We start from the raw sequence: 15,590 nt of genomic DNA on the forward strand, positions 1-15,590 counted from the left end.
TCTCTCACATTACCATTAAGCTGATTGATGGAGTTATTTACAAGTAGAACTCTGCTACAACACATCAGCAAATGCCGGACGCAAATGCTTATATACTAAGAAACCAAAACAAAATATAGTAGCGGCCATCGCAGAAGCAACTCCCCATTCACCCCAATGCTTCACCTCCCCAACTAACACTAGGTCGCGATAAACTTCAGCGATCGCTGCCATTGGATTTAACCAGAATACCAAATTCCGCCATTGCTCTGGAATTGCTGATGCTGGATAGACAAGCGGTGTCGCATAAAACCAAATATTTAAAATCACTCCTAAACTCTGCGGTATATCTCGCAAAAAGACCGTGAGTCCTGCGGCTAAATAGCCCAACCCCGCTGTTAGCATTAACTGCGTTAGCCAGATCAAGGGTAATAGTGCCAAGGTGGTATGTAAAGTATGAGCATTGATCGCCACGAAAAAAATCAATGCCATTAAACCAAAGGAACTCTCAATAAATGTTGACAAAATTGGCACTAGGGGTAGTAAAGCTAGAGGAAACACCACCTTCTTGACTAAATTTGGTTGTCCTAGTACCGAATTAGAGGATTGCATTAGACCACCACTAAAAGCAATCCAAGGAAGTAAGCCTGCAAATAACCACAAACCAAAGGTGAAGTCATTTGCTGGTAAACCTTTAAGAGTAGTCAGCTTCACCTTCAGCACAGTGGAAAATACATAAGTATAAATTAGTAACTGTGATAGCTGATTTAGCAAAGGCCACAAGTTACCCAAAACAGAACCCTTGTAACGTGCCTCTAAATCTCGGCGTACTAAAGTTCTCAGTAAGTCGAACTTCACCCACAACTGTTCTTCTATGGGCAAGATGCGCCTCAATCCTCCTACCTGACGTACAAATCCTCGCATTGTCGGCAACAATTTTTACTTCCTCGCTCACTACTACCCACTTACCAAACTGCTCTTACTGAAGCCTATTATATTTATGAAAGTTCCTTGTTTAGCGACTTTCAAATAAAAAATATCCAACAACTTCTTGTGAGGTGGGCGTCTCATCCGCCTTTGGCTTTAGGCGGGCATCCTGCCCCTCCACAAGTAGTAGTAATTTATTTGTTGTCAATCCTTTTAGTACTTTTAAAATCTATCATCACTAGAAAATTGTATCCAAATTATCTTCGTAATCATACTATGAATCGGTTATTGTCAAGTGTGTTTTTGCTACAAATATAACTTCTATTTGCAAGGCTGCTTTCCTTGTTAAGGATGCGAGTTTTTGCTTAACTCAAGTTATCTGGATCAATTCCTTGCGATCATACTCTGCTAATTTATCAGCCTGTTGGCGTTATTCAATAATCAAATCTGGATAATGACCATCTTCCTCTGACACTACCCAGCAATTGCGCGATCGCTTTTCGGTGTCGTTGACCAAAAAAAGTCTGGGCCGCGAAAATCTCGATTTCGCAACTGCTGACGGCCAAAATATATTGTTAGATTCGCATCTATAAAGAAATCATTACAGTCACGCCACAGCCACTTAAGGGAAGTTACTAGCAGCAGTAGCTGTATATAATACAACGAAGTTTCCATCTCCGGCTCATCACTTAACAACCGAGTTGCATCGGACATCTGCTGTTCTAGCTGTTGCGCTGTGACAAACATTGGGTATGTACCTGTTTGGTTGTTGATTTAATTTTAAGCTGTTAGGTCAGAAGTTAGAAGCTTGGAATTTTCTTCCTCATCTCTACTGAATTTGTGAGAGCAGAGTCACGGATTCCGCTACACTGAGACTTGGTTTATCTGAATTGTAATCAGGCATGGAAATCGGACAAAAGGTTAAAGTTTTTCGTTTGCGCGATCGCGTTTCTCCCCCAATTGTAAAAAAACTAGGACAAGTGGGTATCATCCAAGGCTACAAAGTCACCGATGGTGCTGGGATCGGTGTAGTGGTGCTGTTTGACGACAATACTTCCACTTGGTTTTTTGAAGATGAAATCAAACCTGTGTAGTAGTAAAGAACTCAGATGCGGGTTTTTCTTTGACTCTGAAGTTGAAAGCACAGGCTGAGATTCTTTGTTGAGTGCTAAGTTGGAGTTGAAAAGACCGGCGGTGAAAATAGGAATCAAGTAATGGCTCTAATATTGACATTTTTGGGCAAAGGCGGCACCGCTCGTACCAAAATTGCGATCGCCGCCGCCAAATTATTGGCAAGTCAAGGCAAGCGCGTACTCCTAGCAGGACAAGCAGAACCAACATTGCCAATCCTGCTGGGTACTCCCATTGCTGCCGATCCCCAGGAAATCGCTCCCAATTTACAAGCAGTGCAGTTTCAAGCATCTGTACTGCTAGAACGCAACTGGGATGAAGCGAAGAAACTGGAGGCGCAATACCTCCGCACGCCCATCTTCAAAGACGTTTTTGGTCAAGAACTGGTAGTATTACCAGGCATGGACAACGCCCTGGCCCTGAATGCTATCCGCGAATATGATACCAGTGGCAAATATGATGCGATCGTCTACCATGGCACGGGTGACTCTTTAACGTTGCGGATGTTGGGTTTACCAGAATCTCTCAGTTGGTATGTCCGGCGATTTCGGCAATTGTTTGTCAACTCCGATTTGGGGAAAACAATTACTGAATCGCCCTTGATTCAACCGCTGATTAGCAGCTTTTTCAATGTCAACTGGACAGCAGATAATTTTGCAGGGCCCACTAACCAAGTTAATAATTTCTTAGAAAAGGGGAGAGCCGCTCTTGCTGACCCTAAGCGTCTCGCTGCTTTCTTGGTGACCACAGGAGATCCTATCGAGGTAGCGAATGCTCGTTATTTGTGGGGTAGTGCTCAACAAATTGGTTTAACTGTTGGTGGTGTTCTCCTTGTGTCTACTGAGACCAATGTCAACCTATCGGAGGAATTTATTCCCCTACCTGTGAGCGTCGTTCCCGACTCGCCAACAGGTGATTGGCAACCACTGATAGACGCTCTACCCAACTTTGAAGCACAAGCGTTACAGGCTCCCAAACCAATTGAAATAGACATCCACAATCGTCAAGTACGCTTATTCTTGCCAGGATTTGACAAAAAGCAGGTCAAACTCACTCAGTATGGTCCAGAAGTCACGGTAGAAGCAGGAGACCAGCGACGGAATATTTCCCTACCCCCTGCTTTGAGTGGTAGACCTGTTGCTGGAGCAAAGTTTCAGAATAATTATTTGATAATTTCGTTTTAAGTTAGTTAGGAACAAAGTTAGGAGTTAAGAGTAAGGAGTTAGGAATAAAAATAATTTATAACTTCTAACTCCTAACTAATAATTCATAACTCCTAACTTCTAACTTCTAACTCATTAATAAACCTTATGTCAGAATCAACTCCCATTACCCCAGACCCTAACCCATCTGAGGTATTAGACTCAGTAGCAAATAATCCCAATGAGCAAGCAATCGCATCTGGCAATCGCAGTGCGAAAACTAGGCAGCTGCTGGGAATGAAAGGTGCAGCACCTGGGGAAACTTCAATTTGGAAAATTCGTTTGCAGCTAATGAAGCCGATTACCTGGATTCCCCTAATTTGGGGCGTAGTCTGTGGTGCGGCTTCTTCTGGTAACTATACTTGGACGCTGGAAAATGTATTGAAGGTAGCAACCTGTATGTTACTGGCTGGGCCATTGATGACAGGTTACACCCAAATCCTCAATGATTACTACGATCGCGAAATCGATGCCATCAATGAACCCTATCGCCCCATTCCCTCTGGAGCAATTCCCCTACCCCAGGTAATTATTCAGATTTGGGTATTACTGATTGCTGGTATTGGTTTGGCATTTGTGCTAGATGTGTGGTCTGGTCATGAATTCCCGACAATTACAGCGATCGCGATTATCGGTTCTTTCATCGCCTACATTTATTCTGCACCTCCCCTGAAACTCAAGCAAAACGGCTGGCTAGGTAGCTACGCCTTGGGTGCAAGCTATATCACCCTACCTTGGTCTACAGGACACGCTTTGTTTGGCGATCTCAATTCCACAATTGTGATTTTGACAATGTTCTACAGCTTGGCTGGATTGGGTATTGCCATTGTCAATGATTTTAAGAGTGTAGAAGGCGATCGCCAGCTAGGATTAAATTCACTACCCGTAATGTTTGGCATCACTACTGCGGCATGGATTTGTGTAGTAACGATTGATGTATTTCAAGGATTGATCGCAGCTTATCTTGTTAGCATCCATGAGAATTTGTATGCAGCAATACTAATACTGTTAATCATTCCGCAAATCACCTTACAGGATATGTATTTCCTGCGCGACCCCGTGAAGAATGATGTTAAATACCAAGCCAGCGCCCAACCGTTCCTTGTTCTGGGAATGCTGGTCACTGGTTTAGCGCTGGGTCATGCTGGCATTTAACTTATACTTCTATGGTGAGAAGTTAGGAATTAGGAGTTAGGAGTTAATATACTTCTAACTCCTAGTTTGTATCAGGACATATCGTGTTTAAACTGATATCTTTTCTCATTGATGGGATTCAACCTTTGTTAATCCCAATTTGTTTTATCGGTGCTTGGACTGTAACTATTCTTATTGTTTTGAGTCTCTGGGCGGCGGCGCGAGATAGTGTGACTACAGCCAAGCAAATGCATCAAATTCCCTGTACTGGCTGCCAATTTTTTACCGATAATTACCGTCTTAAATGCACTGTACGCCCATCTATTGCCAATACAGTAGAAGCGATTGATTGCTCTGACTATCAACCGAAGACGAATCCTTATCTGTACTAAAGGGATGAGGGAGCAGAAGATGCAAGGGAGCAAGAGGAGACTCTTAACTCCCAACTCCTAACTTTTTTAACCAATCTCTAACAATATCTTCAAAACACCCCGACTCTGAGCGTGTTCAAAAGCTGCAAGTCCCTCAATGAGGGGGTAGGTGGCATGAATCAAAGGTTGCACGTCAACTTTTCCCGTGGCTAGTAGCTGGAGGGCTGGGAGAAAGGGGCCACAACGGGAGCCGATGAGGGTGATTTCATCCACTACTAAAGAAGAAGCATCTAGGCTGAGGTTGCCAGAATAAGTACTTTTCAGTACAAGCGTACCACGGGGACGTAGGGCACGGCGGGCGATCGCAAATCCTTCTGGGTTACCAGTACATTCTACTGAGATATCGAAATATCTATCTGTAACAGCGTCGGCTAGACTCGTTTTTATCCCCCGTGCCTCTAAGTTAGCTAATTTGTCTCGATGACGCCCCACAGCTAAGAGTTCACAGCCAGTTAGGGCTAGTATCTGGGCTACTAACTGCCCTAGTTTGCCATCTCCAACCACTAGCACCCGGTCATTTGGACGCAATAGCACTTGCTGCTGAATTTCCAAAGCTGCTGCTAAAGGTTCAGTAAATGTTGCTAGTTCTGTTGGCACATTATCAGGGACGGGATGCAGGTTCTCTATCGGCAAACAGAGATATTCACCAAAGGCTCCATTACGGTTGACAATACCCAGAACAGTGCGATTTTCGCAGTGAGTTGGTTGTCCGCAAAGACAAAACCGACAATGGCCACACACAGCGTTGATTTCTCCAACTACGCGTTGGTTAACTAAGTGTTCTGGCCCTTGTTCAACAACGCCGACAAATTCATGCCCCAAAATACCCGTGTAGGGATAATAGCCCCTGAGTAGTTCCAGGTCAGTGTTACAGATACCCGCACGCAAGACGCGTACCAAAGCTTCTCCTGGTGGTGGTTCTGGAATGGGAATGTCTGTACGTAATTGCAACTGGTTGTTTTCGAGCCAAAGTCCTTTCATTCTTCTTCACGTCCTTTGCCTAATATGTTGTAATACCAGTTTCAAAAATCTTTGCAAGATAATGAATCGACTGTATGGGCATACATCTATATACCCATACCCACGCTTACGTCTCTGTACTAGGTATTTCTTTAATTTTGGTTACATCAATTTTGCTTAACCAAGTAACCAAGTCTTCTGAGTCAAGTGCTATCTCGCTTCCTAAAGTTTTGATATAAAGAAGTCCGTCGCTAATAATTAAATCTCGGATTGGATACCATGAATCTCGTGTCCTAATCAGAAGTTCTAATGGAATACCTGGTCTTAAAGTATACTTGCGATATTTCCACCAAGCTCGCCATAGAAGCACAGATTTAGTGCAGTGCATCTGATAGCCTCTGGGAACTTCGCAGTGTTCATACTGATAGAAACCCCGACTATCTACTTCTCCTTTGAGGAGATAACTATATTCTGCTAATGCCTGATTTATCAATTCCCACTGAGATGTTTTTGGAGAAATCAAGAATTCAGATAGCGTATTAGATAGTTGGGCGGTGGCAATTACGCCTTCAGATTTTGCTGTCAGTTGGTTGGTTTTATAGACTGTTTGCGCTGTCAAAGCAGGATTTGACAACAAAACTTCTTTTTTCTGGATAGAGTTTTGTACAAACTCTCGAATTAAATCTAAATCAGACAACATAAAATTATTTATACTTAATTAACCAGTGTAATGTAAGCCACTACACTACTTAAATTAATAACTACACTGGTCTTGCACTTAAATCAGGATTATCACCAGCTTTATTTATACTAAATTCTTTGTTTGACTAGGGTTTTGTTAAGTTTAATGTCGGGAATATCGCCGCCCACTAGGCTGGTTGACAAAATCATTGTATCCAGGCGGCAGAGTGGCAAATTAGATTAAATTTTTACGCCTTCGAGAAAAGGTTGAAATACCGAAACTAATTCAGGACGACTAACCACAAGGGTAGGAAAAGAGCGATCGCTATAATCTTCTCCCGGTGATAATGGAAATGGTTCTGATTTAAGCGATGACCAGACCCCACCAGCAGCCTGGACAATTACCCAAGCTCCCGCTAAGTCCCAAACTTTTGGTGTCGCCTCAATACCACCTAGAGTAGCCCCAGTGGCAACCGTCAAAAAGTTATAGCTAGCTACACCCAACATCCGAATTTTGCAGGGAAAGCCGTTTTGGATAACTGCGGTGCTACGCGAACAGAGGTTAAAAAAGTGATTGTTGCTGGGACTATCAACACTGGTGTGGATGGGGTGGTGGTTGAGAAATGCTCCTGTTGGCGTTGCTAAACCAGATGAACCTGCCCAGAAACCATGAAAAGCTTGATTCAAGGTTGGTGCGTAAATATAACCAAAAATGGGCGTACCTTGATACAGTAAACCCAGAGATATTGTCCAGATGGGAATGCCGCGTGTGAAGTTGGTTGTACCATCGAGAGGGTCAATTACCCAGCACCATTCAGTACCGGGAAATGACTGATCGCTCTCTTCGCTCAAAATGCCGTAACCAGAGAAATTAGAAGCGATCGCATCCCGAATTTCCCGATCTGCCCATTTATCTGCTTGCGTCACCAAACTACCATCAGCTTTTTGGGAAGCCTGTACTTTCCCAAAATCTTGCATTAGCTGCTTGCCCACTCTGGTAGTGGTAGTTTGGGCAAAATCAAGAATTGTTGTCCAAAAATCATTCATTGGTTAATTCTCGCGCAAAGGGGTTTTTGAGCGGCGATTAGGTAGATTCGGGTTGGGTTAAGTTTCTAGTTTAGTCTAAATCGCTTTCCAAAACAGATGCGATCGCTTGCTTGGTACTTGTTTGAAATTCTGTAACGTTCACCCGATTCAGAAACCAAATCGACACCACCATTCCTACAGCTTCTAGAACGAATACCAGTCCATAAGCTAACTCTGGGCTAGGTAACAGCTTGCGTCCAATATCCAAAACTGTACCTCCGATTACTACCGCCACACCTCTAGAGAGGGACTGCGCTAATCCCCATGCCCCAATAAATGTACCTGCGGCTTCTGCTGCGGTGAGATCCAACATCAAGCTAATTGCTGCCGTTGTTAAGAAACCTGTGGCTAAACCGAACAAGACCAAACCTAGTTTAAGAACTGCTGCATTAGCTGTGAATCCTGATATACCTAGCAATATTGCACAGAATGCTACTAACATACAGCCGAAACGTGCAGTTCTGCGCTTACCCAAACGCGGGACAATGTAAAAGCCAGTAACACCGTAGGCAATCAGTAGACCCGTTCCATAAAAAATATTTAATTTGGTACTTTCCGCTAAAGGCATTTTAAACACTTGACCCGCATACGGTTCCAAAATCGGGTCTTGCATAAACAAACTGATAGTCATCACCAGTAAAAAGGTAAAAAATACACCTGTTTGCGGACTAGCTGTCAAGATTTTCCAAGCATTGCTTAGAGTAATACTGTCTTCCCGGTTCACCAGTGTGGAACGGGTTGAGTATTGAGAGTATTTTTTTTCTACGCCGAATGTCGCTGCGATCGCTAAACCAAATACAATTGCTGGGACGATAGTAAACAATCGGTTGATTGCTGGCTGCAAGGTTTCTACAGTTGCTTCTGGCGTTAACTGTTTCAGCAAGCTGGCACTGATAATCGCGCCAACAATAATCCCCACCATTAGCATCGACCAAACCACACCGACTACTTTAGAACGGTTATCTTCTTCAGATATATCCACCAACAAAGCAGCAAAAGCAGTACCGCTAGCACAAATTCCTAGACCGTAGACAGCGAAAACTAAAGCCAAAAGTGCTGTCCAGCCGATTGTTTGGGTTGTCCATACCCAAGTACCTGCACTATTTCCAGCAAGATTCATCTGCCACATTACTTGTACAGCTAAAAATGCTGCGATCGCAAATATTGCCGCACCCACCCAAACATAAGCCGTGCGGTGGTATCCCCATAACGGCTTGGCATCGGAAATCTGTCCGAACCAGACACGCGAAGGAGCAACAAATAAAGGCAGTGCTAGAACTACTGATACCAGCGTCGCCGGAATTGCTATTTCTTGAATCATGACTCTGTTGAGTACGCCCAGAGTCAAAATGGACATCATGCTCAACCCCATCTGAAATAAACCCAGCCGGAACATGGTCAGCAGATTTACCCTTGGCACAGATAGGGATTTTGTTTTGGTATCAAATACTTCACCGCTTGCCATAGCTACTTTTTCGTATGGTTTATTAGGATTTAATCTCTCTCTCTTTAAATAAAGATAAACCCTACCCGCTCTAAATCAGCGAATGAAAAGTTGAAGTTGCGATCACAATTATTTAGCAACCAGTTATACCAACACCAGTATAAGCATAGACTTCGGCTTTTACTGGTCATGCTGGTGTCATAGTTAGCGATCATTATATAGATGTATCATTGACATCCAACCATCTCAAACTTTACTAAAGTTATCAGGGATATGGAACAAGCCACATAAAAATATCAATGTGAAAATGTGGTTTTAACTACGCTATTCCATTAAATTAGTAAGATAAACTTGCCGTATGTATGTCATCAAACTACTTACCTTCATCTAGTAAATAAAAAGGCATAAGCAATGAGTAAAGAACCAGTCAAAGTAATATTATGGGAAGAAAATCAAAAAGATTTTCTAAAAAAGTTCTACGATCTCCAATTTACTCCCAGAGTAGGAGAAGAAGTTTACCTAAAAAAAGAGAAATGGAAAGTAACCAGAGTTGAACATGATGTAGAAATTAGTGAGATTAATGTCTATATGGAATTAATCAAAAAAGCCAAGCAGGATAAATCATCTAATTCTTAAATACAGGTAAATACACTCAACTATTATGAAAGGGAGGTTATTGGCCTCCCTTAATTATGAGAATAGATATATTGTCAGGTGTGATTTGTAAATCTTTACGCAAACCACGATGTCTACGACGGGCTACGCCTACGCACCACAAGATTTGCAGCCAAGTGGTGACGATCGCACCCAATCTTGTCTGTAACGATACACTATAAAAGTAAAGAAATGTAAATAAACGAAATTTTGCAACCGTGGAAAACATCACATTGGGGCAAAATGGCCCAGTTGTTACACCCTTGTGCATAGGCACTTGGGCTTGGGGTGATAAACTCTTTTGGAATTATGGCGATCGCTACGGCCCAGAACAGTTACAAGAAGCCTTTACAGCAGCCTTAGAGGCTGGTGTTACCTTCTTTGATACTGCCGAAATCTACGGAATGGGACTATCAGAGAAATTTTTGGGGCAATTTTTGCAACAGACACAACAACCTGTACAAATTGCCACAAAGTTTGGTCCCGTACCGTGGCGATTTACAGCCCAATCCGTCTCTGATGCTTTAACAGATAGCCTCAAACGCTTGCAATTAGAGCAAATCGCCCTGTACCAAGTGCATTGGCCTTTTGCCTTCTTTTTAAGTCAAAAAACTTTGATGAATGCCCTAGCGGATGAAGTGAAGCGGGGCAGAATTGCCGCAGTCGGTGTAAGTAATTACTCAGCAGAGCAAATGCGGGACGCGCATCAAATATTAGCGGATCGGGGAGTGGCTTTGGCTGTGAACCAAGTGCGCTATTCTTTACTCAGTCGCCAAATTGAAAGCAAGGGTATTATGGCAACTGCCCGTGAGTTGGGTGTAACTATCTTGGCTTATAGTCCTTTAGCACAGGGATTACTCACAGGCAAGTACAGTATTGATAGTGCTGAAACCCCTACTGGTGCAAGGAAAATAGACCCGCGATTTAAGAAAGAAGGTCTGCAAAAAATTGCCCCAGTCATATCTTTGCTACGCAATTTTGGGGAAAAATACGATCGCACCCCTGCTCAAGTTGCTCTCAACTGGTTAATTGCTCAGGGTAACGTTATTCCCATTGCTGGAGTGAAGACGGCCGAACAGGTGCGGCAGAATGCTGGTGCTTTAGGCTGGAGATTGAGCGACGATGAAATTGGAGAATTAGAACAAGTTAGTCGTCCTTGGCTGTAGTGTTTTTGAACTTTCTAAAAAAGCCAAAAAGTCAAGAGTCCAAAGTCAACATCTTAACTCTTGACTCTTAACTCTCAACTCTCCAATTTTAAATTTGGATTTTGGATTGAAGAAGATATCTCAAATCTAAAATCCAAAATTGATTAACTTCTAACTGTTGACTAAGAAGCTGATTCCCTAGCTGTAGGTGAACCTAACTTTTTACTAGGGGATGCGGAAGAATCACGACTACTTGTCCGCAGTTTGGGCTTGGGAGAAGAATGTCTTTCTTCATCTCCATTGCTGCTATCTGATTTCCACGCAGAACGGGGGCGATCGCTGGAAGATTCACGACGTTTGCCCAGTCTTGGTTTGGGAGTGGAGGATTCTTCTTGAGGAATTTCCACATCTGAGTTCAACCAAGCGGGACGAGTTTGATCGTAAGCGATTTGTAGTGCAGCTGCGGCGATCGCTTGAGCATCGTATTCTTCAATTAGTTCGCTGACAATTGGTAAGAATGAAGCCAAACGCTCACCTGTCAGAGCTTCCCGTACCTGTTCTTGTAATTTCAGGATGTGTCGCGCTTCAATCTGGGCGCGTGTAGGAATGGTCAGCAATTGCCAACTTTGACGGTTATGACGTTCAAATGTCTGCTGCTTGCGCCGCTCAAATGGTTGTACTAAAGAAATTGCTGTTCCTTCTTTGCCAGCACGACCAGTACGACCAATGCGATGGACGTAAGTTTCTACGCTATCGGGTAAGTCGTAGTTGATCACATGTGAAAGTTGATCAACATCTAATCCTCGTGCCGCAATATCAGTTGCTACCACCCAGCGGACTTGACGGTTACGGAATCGGCTCAATAACCGTTCCCGTGCTTGTTGGGATAAGTCACCGTGGTATTCATCAACACTGTGACCAGCCCCTTGTAATTGACTGGTGAGTTCTGCGGCTGTGCGTCTGGTGCGGACAAAGATTAAAGCTGTTTCTGGATCTTCCATTTCCAGAATCGGCTGTAAAGCTTTGGCTTTTGTCCAGTGACGGGGGATCAGGTAAGCTACCTGATTAATCTTGTTAGGAGCGGCTTTTGGCTGCTCAACAGTGACAGTCGCAGGCGATCGCAAGAACTTGTTCACCAACATCCGAATTGATGGTGGCATTGTTGCCGAGAATAAAGCTGTTTGGCGATCTACGGGCGCTTGAGAGAGGATTTTCACCACATCATCAATAAAGCCCATGCTCAACATTTCATCAGCTTCATCCAACACAAACCACTTCACTTGATCGAGCTTTAAACAGCCGCGATCTAGCAAATCGATCACCCGTCCTGGAGTGCCCACAACCATGTGAACGCCACGTTTGAGTTGTAACATTTGGCGGTCAATTGATTGACCACCATAGATTGCTAACACCCGCAATCCTTCATTACCAATGAATTGCGCGATCGCATCGTGAACTTGCATCGCTAATTCACGAGTTGGTGTTAAAACTATGGCTTGCACGGCTTTTTGATTAATATCCAGCCGCTCTAAAATTGGCAGTGAAAATGCTGCCGTTTTGCCTGTTCCAGTTTGAGATTGACCTACCACATCACGACCGGCTAGCAATTGGGGAATTGCTTGCACTTGAATGTTAGTTGGTTCGGTAAAACCGATTTTTTCTAGTTGTTCGACACGTTCTTGGGAAATGCCTAATTCTTGGAATGAAAGAGTCATTAATTCTCCTAAATTTTATGTAAGGATTTTTGGATTAGTCATTAGTCATTAGTCAGCAAGCGGAGTCTTAGGGAAAACCCCCCATGAGAAAATACTTCAAAAGAAGGGCGAACCCGTAAGGGTTATTTAACAAAAGACAAATGACAATTTAGTTATTGACTACTTGACCATAGAGGTCGTATGTATCAGCGTGGTGAATCGCTATTGGTACGATGGTTCCTAATTTTGCCTGGCCTTTGACATACACCAGACCATCAACCTCTGGGGAAAATCTACCTGAACGACCGATTAATTCACCACTTTCAGGATTTTCTTGCTCAATCAGGACATCAACGATTTTGCCTACTTCCTGTTGATTTTTCTTTTGAGAAATCGGTTGCTGGAGTTCCATAAGTTGGTATCGGCGCTCGTCCATTACCAATTGGGGCAACTGATTTGGTAGCTTGTAAGCTGGGGTTCCTTCCTCAGAGGAAAAGGTGAAAACACCAACATGGTCGAATTCATGCCGCTGGACGAACTCTAGTAGATGCTCAAAATGCTCGCTTGTTTCTCCTGGGAAACCAACAATAAATGTTGTCCGCAATACGGCTGTTGGTAGCGCCGCTTTGATGCGATCTATAATCCCATCATTTACGCGCCCTTGCCAAGGACGGTTCATGGCGCGGAGAATCTCTGGATGAGAATGCTGCAAGGGCAAATCGAGGTAAGGCAAGACGTTGGGTGTTTCTTGGATGGCCGCGATCACATCTGGGGTCAGTCCCGTGGGATAAGCGTAATGCATTCTGATCCACGGTATATCTACTTTCCCCAAAGCGCGAAGTAATTCGGCTAATTTTGGCTGACCGTAAATATCCAAACCGTAATTAGTGGTGATTTGGGAAATTAGAATAATTTCCTTTACCCCTTGACTAACTAACTGCTCGGCTTCGGCGACTATAGATTCAATAGTACGCGATCGCTGGTTCCCTCGGAGATGAGGAATTATACAAAATGCACAACGATAATCACATCCTTCCGCAACCCGGAGGTAAGCTACGCCCTCCGTTGTCGTGCGATAGCGTGGTGTAGTCTCGTCGGCAATGTAGGTTGGCTCAATACTAACCTGTTTGACCCGCTCACCTTGTTCTACACGCTCAATTACATTTACAATTTTGTGATAATCGCCTGTACCCACAACGGCTACTGCTTCGGGTAACTCCTCCAAAAGTTGTTCTTGGAAGTGTTGCGCCATACAGCCAGTTATTACGATTTTTTTGTTTGCCTCTGCCAGTTCCACCAAAGTTCTGACAGATTCAAGTCTCGCTGCTTCAATAAAACTACAGGTATTAACAATAACGTAATCTGCTAACTCTTCATTTGTATCTACACCGTAGCCTGCTTCTACGAGCATTCCCAGCATGTGCTCTGTATCAATTCGGTTTTTCTCGCAGCCCAGGTGAGAAATGGCAATTGTTGGCTTGTCACCCATATTTTGAAAATATCTTCATTTTTTTCTTGTAGTCAAACATTCCGGCGCTAATTTCGCTTTTTTCCTATCACTATCCTTCTAATAACAGTACAGCGGCATATTCCCACTGTCAGCAACTGTCCGTGGACTTATGACTCTATTAATAATAAAAATAGAGGTCATGTTATGATATTTTTATCAATCTGTTCCCCAGGGTAAATTGAAGTGTCTTTGGGTACATTTGACACTTGTAATCTTTTTTAACAATTCGCCTATTGGTATTTTACATTACCACAGCGTGTGCGTTGTTAACCTACCCATCGGGAAGCCGCCCAAAGGGCTTGTTGTGAGAAGTCGCTACCCTCAGGGAAGTCGACGAAAGCGACTACGCCTATAAAGCAGTAATGCTACCCTGGCGATTGGCAAGTCCTACGACTGTGCGCGGACGAGACGCCTAAACCACGGAAAGCTGCCTTGCGTCTAGTGAGTGGCAAACTCCTCTTGTAGCCAGGTTTTATCTTAACATATCTTATGGGAGGTTTGACGCCAATTTCCATCTTAGGAAGGAGGCAGTAAACCGACTATCATAAAACACATTTGACTAGTTAATGAAAAGTCAAGAGTCAAGGGTCAAGAGGAGCCAGTCACGTGCGGGGTTTCCCCCGTTGAAGAGCCACCCTTATATAGAGGTTCCCGACCTTCAAGGGAGTGGTGTTGAACTGGCGTTCAATAGTCAAAAAAATCTGGACTCTGGACTCCGCGAGGCGGATTAAAGACGTGGACTTATATCAGATATTTAAAACTCGCTCACCAATTATTGGCGTGGTTCACCTGCTACCACTGCCTACCTCACCCCGTTGGGGAGGTAGCCTCAAAGCGGTGATTGACCGCGCCGAACAAGAAGCCGCAGCCCTGGCAAGTGGAGGGGTTGATGGTCTAATTGTCGAGAATTTTTTCGACGCGCCGTTTACCAAAAGCCAAGTCGATCCAGTGGTTGTGAGTGCCATGACCATTGTGGTGCAGCGGATACAGAATTTGGTGACTTTGCCTATAGGCTTAAATGTTTTGCGAAACGATGCCAAAAGTGCAATGGCGATCGCTAGCTGTGTACAGGCACAATTCATCCGCGTCAACGTCCTCACAGGGGTGATGGCAACCGATCAAGGATTAATTGAGGGAGAAGCCCATCAACTACTCCGCTATCGACGGGAGTTAGGGTGTGATGTTAAAATCCTGGCCGATGTGTTGGTGAAACACGCCCGTCCTTTGAGTTCTCCAAATCTCACAGTCGCCGTGAAAGACACCATTGAAAGGGGTTTAGCAGACGGGGTAATTTTATCTGGCTGGGCTACTGGTAGTCCTCCTAACTTAGAAGATTTGGAACTAGCTTGTGGTGCAGCAGCTGGCACGCCAGTGTTCATCGGTAGTGGGGCCAATTTGGAAAATATTGATACATTGATGCAGGCAGCAGATGGTGTAATAGTTTCCAGTTCCTTGAAACGTCATGGACGCATAGAGCAACCAATTGACCCAATTCGTGTCAGCCAATTTGTGGAAGTCGCACATCGCAATTGGAACTCCAAAGGTGAAAGTAAATCAGCAGAACAAGTGAAGTTACATTCTTAACTGGGGGATTGGGCATGGAGCATAGGGC

At 43.9% G+C, this 15,590-nt stretch carries 15 protein-coding genes and 1 pseudogene; 7 read left to right on the plus strand and 9 right to left on the minus strand.

The annotated features are described in order from the left end of the window. Nucleotides 1-54: 54 nt before the first annotated feature. The gene (locus tag RM347_RS09410) at nt 55-903 is read right to left on the minus strand and encodes an ABC transporter permease (protein ID WP_322720878.1); all 849 of its coding nucleotides are present in this window, start codon (nt 901-903) and stop codon (nt 55-57) included. Nucleotides 904-1,339: 436 nt separating this feature from the next. Next, nucleotides 1,340-1,653 (minus strand): annotated as a pseudogene (locus tag RM347_RS09415) (Uma2 family endonuclease); the annotation flags it as partial. A gap of 155 nt (nt 1,654-1,808) precedes the next feature. On the opposite strand from RM347_RS09415, the gene petP reads away from it, so the two are divergent. From petP to RM347_RS09435, 4 genes are all read left to right on the plus strand, one after another. Next, the gene (petP, locus tag RM347_RS09420) at nt 1,809-2,000 is read left to right on the plus strand and encodes a cytochrome b6f subunit PetP (protein WP_190898803.1); all 192 of its coding nucleotides are present in this window, start codon (nt 1,809-1,811) and stop codon (nt 1,998-2,000) included. 120 nt (nt 2,001-2,120) lie between these two features. After that, nucleotides 2,121-3,221: a Get3/ArsA fold putative tail anchor-mediating ATPase NosAFP gene (locus tag RM347_RS09425; RefSeq protein ID WP_322720859.1), complete on the plus strand. Its 1,101-nt coding sequence runs from the start codon at nt 2,121-2,123 to the stop codon at nt 3,219-3,221. 126 nt (nt 3,222-3,347) lie between these two features. Beyond that, the gene (chlG, locus tag RM347_RS09430) at nt 3,348-4,394 is read left to right on the plus strand and encodes a chlorophyll synthase ChlG (protein ID WP_322720858.1); all 1,047 of its coding nucleotides are present in this window, start codon (nt 3,348-3,350) and stop codon (nt 4,392-4,394) included. Nucleotides 4,395-4,477: 83 nt separating this feature from the next. Next, nucleotides 4,478-4,765 carry a hypothetical protein gene (locus RM347_RS09435; protein WP_322720857.1) on the plus strand — a complete coding sequence of 96 codons (288 nt, stop codon included), beginning with the start codon at nt 4,478-4,480 and terminating at the stop codon, nt 4,763-4,765. 66 nt (nt 4,766-4,831) lie between these two features. Here RM347_RS09435 and RM347_RS09440 read toward each other — a convergent pair whose 3' ends face one another. The 4 genes from RM347_RS09440 to RM347_RS09455 form a co-directional block, all read right to left on the minus strand. Continuing rightward, a complete protein-coding gene (locus RM347_RS09440) occupies nt 4,832-5,785 on the minus strand; it encodes an MDR/zinc-dependent alcohol dehydrogenase-like family protein (RefSeq protein WP_322720856.1) in 954 nt (317 codons plus the stop codon). A gap of 106 nt (nt 5,786-5,891) precedes the next feature. After that, the gene (locus RM347_RS09445; protein ID WP_322720855.1) at nt 5,892-6,464 is read right to left on the minus strand and encodes a hypothetical protein; all 573 of its coding nucleotides are present in this window, start codon (nt 6,462-6,464) and stop codon (nt 5,892-5,894) included. Between the two features lie 221 nt (nt 6,465-6,685). Next, the gene (locus RM347_RS09450) at nt 6,686-7,492 is read right to left on the minus strand and encodes an inositol monophosphatase family protein (RefSeq protein WP_322720854.1); all 807 of its coding nucleotides are present in this window, start codon (nt 7,490-7,492) and stop codon (nt 6,686-6,688) included. 70 nt (nt 7,493-7,562) lie between these two features. Next, nucleotides 7,563-8,996 carry a BCD family MFS transporter gene (locus tag RM347_RS09455; RefSeq protein WP_322720853.1) on the minus strand — a complete coding sequence of 478 codons (1,434 nt, stop codon included), beginning with the start codon at nt 8,994-8,996 and terminating at the stop codon, nt 7,563-7,565. Nucleotides 8,997-9,386: 390 nt separating this feature from the next. Between RM347_RS09455 and RM347_RS09460 the strand changes: the two genes are divergently transcribed. Beyond that, complete coding sequence (locus RM347_RS09460; RefSeq protein ID WP_322720852.1) at nt 9,387-9,611, plus strand: hypothetical protein; 225 nt, start codon at nt 9,387-9,389, stop codon at nt 9,609-9,611. A gap of 37 nt (nt 9,612-9,648) precedes the next feature. On the opposite strand, the gene RM347_RS09465 is transcribed toward RM347_RS09460, so the two are convergent. Further along, nucleotides 9,649-9,858, minus strand: a complete 210-nt coding sequence (locus RM347_RS09465) for a hypothetical protein (RefSeq protein ID WP_322720851.1) — start codon at nt 9,856-9,858, stop codon at nt 9,649-9,651. Between RM347_RS09465 and RM347_RS09470 the strand changes: the two genes are divergently transcribed. Continuing rightward, complete coding sequence (locus RM347_RS09470; protein ID WP_322720850.1) at nt 9,848-10,795, plus strand: aldo/keto reductase; 948 nt, start codon at nt 9,848-9,850, stop codon at nt 10,793-10,795. The two genes, RM347_RS09465 and RM347_RS09470, sit on opposite strands and share 11 nt — an antisense overlap. Before the next feature lie 161 nt (nt 10,796-10,956). On the opposite strand, the gene RM347_RS09475 is transcribed toward RM347_RS09470, so the two are convergent. Further along, complete coding sequence (locus tag RM347_RS09475; protein ID WP_322720849.1) at nt 10,957-12,489, minus strand: DEAD/DEAH box helicase; 1,533 nt, start codon at nt 12,487-12,489, stop codon at nt 10,957-10,959. A 148-nt stretch (nt 12,490-12,637) separates the two neighbouring features. Beyond that, nucleotides 12,638-13,957 carry a 30S ribosomal protein S12 methylthiotransferase RimO gene (gene rimO, locus RM347_RS09480; RefSeq protein WP_322720848.1) on the minus strand — a complete coding sequence of 440 codons (1,320 nt, stop codon included), beginning with the start codon at nt 13,955-13,957 and terminating at the stop codon, nt 12,638-12,640. A 756-nt stretch (nt 13,958-14,713) separates the two neighbouring features. Between rimO and btpA the strand changes: the two genes are divergently transcribed. Further along, a complete protein-coding gene (btpA, locus tag RM347_RS09485) occupies nt 14,714-15,562 on the plus strand; it encodes a photosystem I biogenesis protein BtpA (RefSeq protein WP_322720847.1) in 849 nt (282 codons plus the stop codon). Nucleotides 15,563-15,590 lie beyond the last annotated feature (28 nt).

Origin of the sequence: Nostoc sp. ChiQUE02, from assembly GCF_034531305.2 — a bacterium.
Classification (GTDB): Bacteria; Cyanobacteriota; Cyanobacteriia; order Cyanobacteriales; family Nostocaceae; genus Nostoc.